3 protein-coding genes are annotated in these 4,591 nt (G+C 41.6%); 1 reads left to right on the plus strand and 2 read right to left on the minus strand.

What is annotated here, in order from left to right:
• Positions 1-286 precede the first annotated feature (286 nt).
• Positions 287-1,747 carry a Gfo/Idh/MocA family protein gene (locus ACZFYI_RS16095; protein ID WP_462525150.1) on the plus strand — a complete coding sequence of 487 codons (1,461 nt, stop codon included), beginning with the start codon at positions 287-289 and terminating at the stop codon, positions 1,745-1,747.
• Positions 1,748-1,940: 193 nt separating this feature from the next.
• Here ACZFYI_RS16095 and ACZFYI_RS16100 read toward each other — a convergent pair whose 3' ends face one another.
• Both ACZFYI_RS16100 and ACZFYI_RS16105 read right to left on the minus strand, forming a co-directional pair.
• Positions 1,941-3,323 (minus strand): TolC family protein, encoded by a 1,383-nt coding sequence (locus ACZFYI_RS16100; protein WP_462525151.1) that lies wholly within the window; start codon positions 3,321-3,323, stop codon positions 1,941-1,943.
• 2 nt (positions 3,324-3,325) lie between these two features.
• A partial coding sequence (locus ACZFYI_RS16105; RefSeq protein WP_462525152.1) for an HlyD family secretion protein occupies positions 3,326-4,591 on the minus strand: 1,266 nt, incomplete at its 5' end.

Consider the following 4,591-nt stretch of genomic DNA (forward strand, 5'->3'; position numbering starts at 1 on the left):
ACAAGACACCATTCCCAATCCTAAAAAGGAAATGAGCAGGATTGAGGATAAGATTTTTTGAATTTTCATAAAAGAAGGAAAACTATTGGGATTTTTAACCTGACAAACTTAATTAAAATTTTTATTTAAGATTTTACCATTTAGCAAATTCTTTGGTTTATCCATCCATCAACTCATTTCTCCTTTTTTCTAATTTCAAGAAAATATTCCCCATACAAAGCCCAATTTTAATTTATTGTTTATCTTAAATTTTTGAATGAATCTACTGAAACTAACAATAAACCAAATGAAAAAGAAAGACTCAAATTTGGCAACTACCTCCAGAAGGAACTTTGTCAAAGCCTCGGCCACAGCTTTGGCGGGATTTTATTTTGTACCCAGACATGTATTGGGAGGTCCAGGATTTATTGCGCCTTCTGATAGGTTACGGGTGGCAGGAATCGGTGTTGGTGGAATGGGAACCGGAGATGTAAGAGGAGTTTTCAACAGCGGAAAGGCAGATTTTATTTCCTTATGTGATGTGGATGATACTAGGGCAAAAGGCAGCGTACAAGCTCATCCAAAAGCAAAATACTATAAGGATTATAGGATTATGCTTGACAAAGAGCATAAAAATATTGATGCAGTCACCGTTTCGACTCCTGACCATATGCATGCTGTACAGGCGATGGCTGCTATGCAATTGGGAAAGCATGTTTATGTCCAAAAGCCACTTTCTCATGATATTTATGAAGCAAGGATGCTGACAGAAGCCGCCCAAAAATACAAAGTGGTAACCCAAATGGGTAATCAGGGCTCCTCGGGTGAAGGCGTCCGCAAAATGGTGGAATGGTATAATGCCGGACTTATAGGAGAAGCCACAAGGGTATATTGCTGGACTGACAGACCTGTTTGGCCTCAGGGAATACCTTGGTCAGCAAATCCTGCAACCCCACCGGCTGATCTTGATTGGGATCTTTGGCTGGGTACAGCACCTAAAAAAGATTACGTGGCCAACCTCATCCCATTCAATTGGCGTGGATGGTGGGATTATGGTACAGGTGCCTTGGGAGACATGGCTTGCCATATCATGGAGCCGCCATTCAGGGTATTGGGCCTTGGATATCCAGAATCAGCAGAATGCAGCGTGGGGTCCGTTTATGTAGGTGAATTTAGCAGGGGGTACTTCCCGGAAAGCTGTCCTCCTTCTTCACATATTACCCTCAGGTTCAAAAGAGAAGGAAAAAGCGATCTACAATTCCATTGGATGGATGGTGGAATCCAACCCGCGAGACCAGAAGAACTAGGACCCAATGAAGTCATGGGTGATGGAGGAAACGGTGTCATCATCGAAGGCACAAAAGGGAAAATGATGTGTGGCACTTATGGTGTAAATCCCCAACTTTTACCGACATCCAAGACCGCAGAAATCAATGTTCCCCAAACATTATACAGAGTTCCTCTTGGTGACAGGGGACATTACAACAATTGGGTGGAAGCTTGCATCGGTGGCCATGGAAGTAAAGAATTTAATCAATTGAGTTCACCGTTTTCGGTGGCTGGACCATTGACAGAATCAGTGTTAATGGGAAATCTTGCCATCAGAAGTTATGACTACAGGATTCCCAGAGAAACAGGTAACGGTTTCAATTATCCTGGAAGAGGCATCAAGCTCGTTTGGGATGGACCAAATATGAAAGTCACCAACTTTGAACCTGCCAATCAATTTGTAAAACGAGAGTACAGAGAGGGTTGGAAACTTGGTTGAAAACAATAAGCAGTCGCATTAGGCAGTTTTCAGTCTCAGCATCAAATCCTCACAAAAGAAAATCCCGCAAGTCTACATATTTGCGGGATTTTCTTTTTTACTGATCTATGGTTTACATTTCAAATCCAAAAATGGGTTGAAATTCAATATATGAAGCCGTGGTCTGTGGTCTATGGACTGAATGATTTTAATTTCAATCCTCAAATCCCAAACCTGCTGCATTTAACATTTTGGCATAAGCTGATTTCCTTTTTGCAGCCAAGTCATTGAGAGTAGTCTGTGCACTGATAAGGCTTACTTCACGGGCATTCACAAGGAAAAGGGAACTTTCTCCAACTTCGAATCTCATCATTTCACCTCTCAAAAGCTTTTGGAGTCCGTTGACATTGTTTGTATAAATTCCAAGTTGCTGCTCTACAGTCTCAAAATTATAGATTTCAGCATCCAATTTGGCAGTAAGTTTAAGCAGTTTCAAATCCCTTTCGTAGGTTTTGAAGTTGATTTTTGCTTTTGCCAAGCCAAGGTCTCCTCTCTCCCTTCTCAACAAGATAGGTGTGGAAAATGTCACACCCAGTTTGTAGTTGTTTTCCAAGAAAGGAGACAATTGAAAATCGTCGAGCTTTTCAACCAAAAAGTTGTAATTGACCTTCAATACCGGAAGCAACATATTGGATTTATACCGTCTGTCGATCTCAAGGGATTCGATGTCATAATCTGTCAAGAGCAATTGGGGATGTCTGAAAATATACTCCCGCATAGATTCCTTATCGTAATCGAAGAGCATTTGATCAAGTACATTTTCGGGATAGACTGATTCCATAAGGTCTACCGGTTCATTGTTTTCATCCCAAAGAAAAGTATTCAAATACTGGGTAGATTTGAAGAATTGGATCTGTGCAGATTGTAGTCTATAAGTCCTATCCATCACTTGCGTATAGGCTTCCACAGTATCAATGGCAGGAAAATCACCCTGAATATAGCTTTCCTTCACCATTTCAAACCTCTCTTCGGCAAGTTTCACACCTCCTTCCAAAACCATTACGTTTTGGTAATCCGCTGCCCATGACCAATATGCCTCCGTAGATTCCATAAATAGGTCATTGAGAATCTGTATCCTTTCGGCTTTGGTGGATTCTACATAAACTTGCGCCTGTCTGAGTGCAGCCCTCCTTTTGTCTATAAAAAGTCCCTGACCCAAATTGACGGAGGCTCCCAATGCAGCCAAGCCATCTTCGGGGACTTCCATTTCGGGATTCAATAATGATCCTGTATTATACTCAACCAAACCTTTCAATTCTACACCTGCCATGGTAGGAATTACAAGGCCTGCCTCTCTTTTATTATAATAATTGGTATTTTTAAATCTTTTTGAATCAAGATCACCGTAAAGTCGAGGATCAAATCCTCCACGGGAAGCACGGAGTTCCAATTCACCAAACTCAACCGTGATATCCGCCTGCTTGGCAACAGGATGAAATCCCCTAACCCAAGTTACGTAATTGTCATAGGAAAGCATCTCCTGCCCAAAAGCAAGGTTTGTAAGTCCTAATGCCAACAATAGAAAAATCCTTCGCATGATTATTTGCTCTTACTGTTTTCCGCCTTTTCCCTTGCGGTATAATAATCGGCAGGGAATCCATTGAGTTGACGCCATATTTCATACCAAAGGGGCACATCATTGAGCAAAGCAATGCCATCTGCACCCGAACCTATCCTCAATTGGGTTGGCCATTTCTTTTCTTCGGGATCCTCTACCACCAAAACCCTGTACTTTCCATCCGGTCCTGAGAAATTATCAATGGCTTTTATGACTCCACCGAAAGTTCCGTTGGTGATTTGGGGCCATCCTGAAAATACAATTGCAGGCCAACCATCGAAAATAAACCTGACTTTATTTCCCAATCTCAACAAAGGAAAATCCACAGGATCAACAAACATTTCGACTGCCAGCTGTGCATTGCCGGGAAGGATACTGATGATTTCTGCACCTTCCTTGATCGTTTCGCCTATACCCACCTGAATGGCTTCTGTGATATAACCATCCTGAGGAGCCAATATATGACGGTAACCTGTCCTTACCTCGTAATTGGTATATTGGTTTTCAAGTTTGGTGGCTGTGGCCTCAGCGTCAAATTGTGAAGACATGGACTCATACATATCCGCAGAGGCCTTCGCCATTTTGTCTCTAAAATCATTGTCAATGGCGTTCAGCTCAATTTGTGCCGCTATCAATGCGTTTTTACTTTTCAGCAAATTATTTTCCGCAGCAACCAAGCCTGCCTGTACTTCCTGAAATCTGAGTTCCCTTTGTTCAAAATCTGTAAGTGACCGCAGTCCTTCCTGATACAATTTATCCGTCCGCTTGAGCTGTTCTGTTCCTACCTTAAAATTTACTTTGGACTGCTCAAAACGGATACTGTCAGAAATTACATTGAGTTCTGCCATTCTGAGCCTATTTTCCGCTTGTTCTTTCCTTAATACATTGTTTTCTTTCAAAGCCTGGATCTGGATTTCAAGAGACCTCACTTTTTCAGAATAGGATTTTGCGGATAGATTTTTTGCATCTACCTGAAGCTGTGTTCTTTCCAAAAGTTTGGGATCAAAATAATCATCCTTGATTTCCGAAACCCAAAGTACGGTATCTCCCTTTTTTACATAATCACCTTCAGCCACATACCATTTTTCAATCCTTCCAGCTATGATGGAATGTACTGTCTGAGGTCTTTGGTCTGGCCTGAGTGCTGTTACAAACCCTTTTGTTGTAATATTTTGTGTCCATGGCAAAAACAAAAAAAGAAACATCCCAATCAAAGTCCAAAGAAGAATCTGGATTCTCTTCCTGCT

The sequence above is a fragment of the Aquiflexum sp. genome (assembly GCF_977115555.1).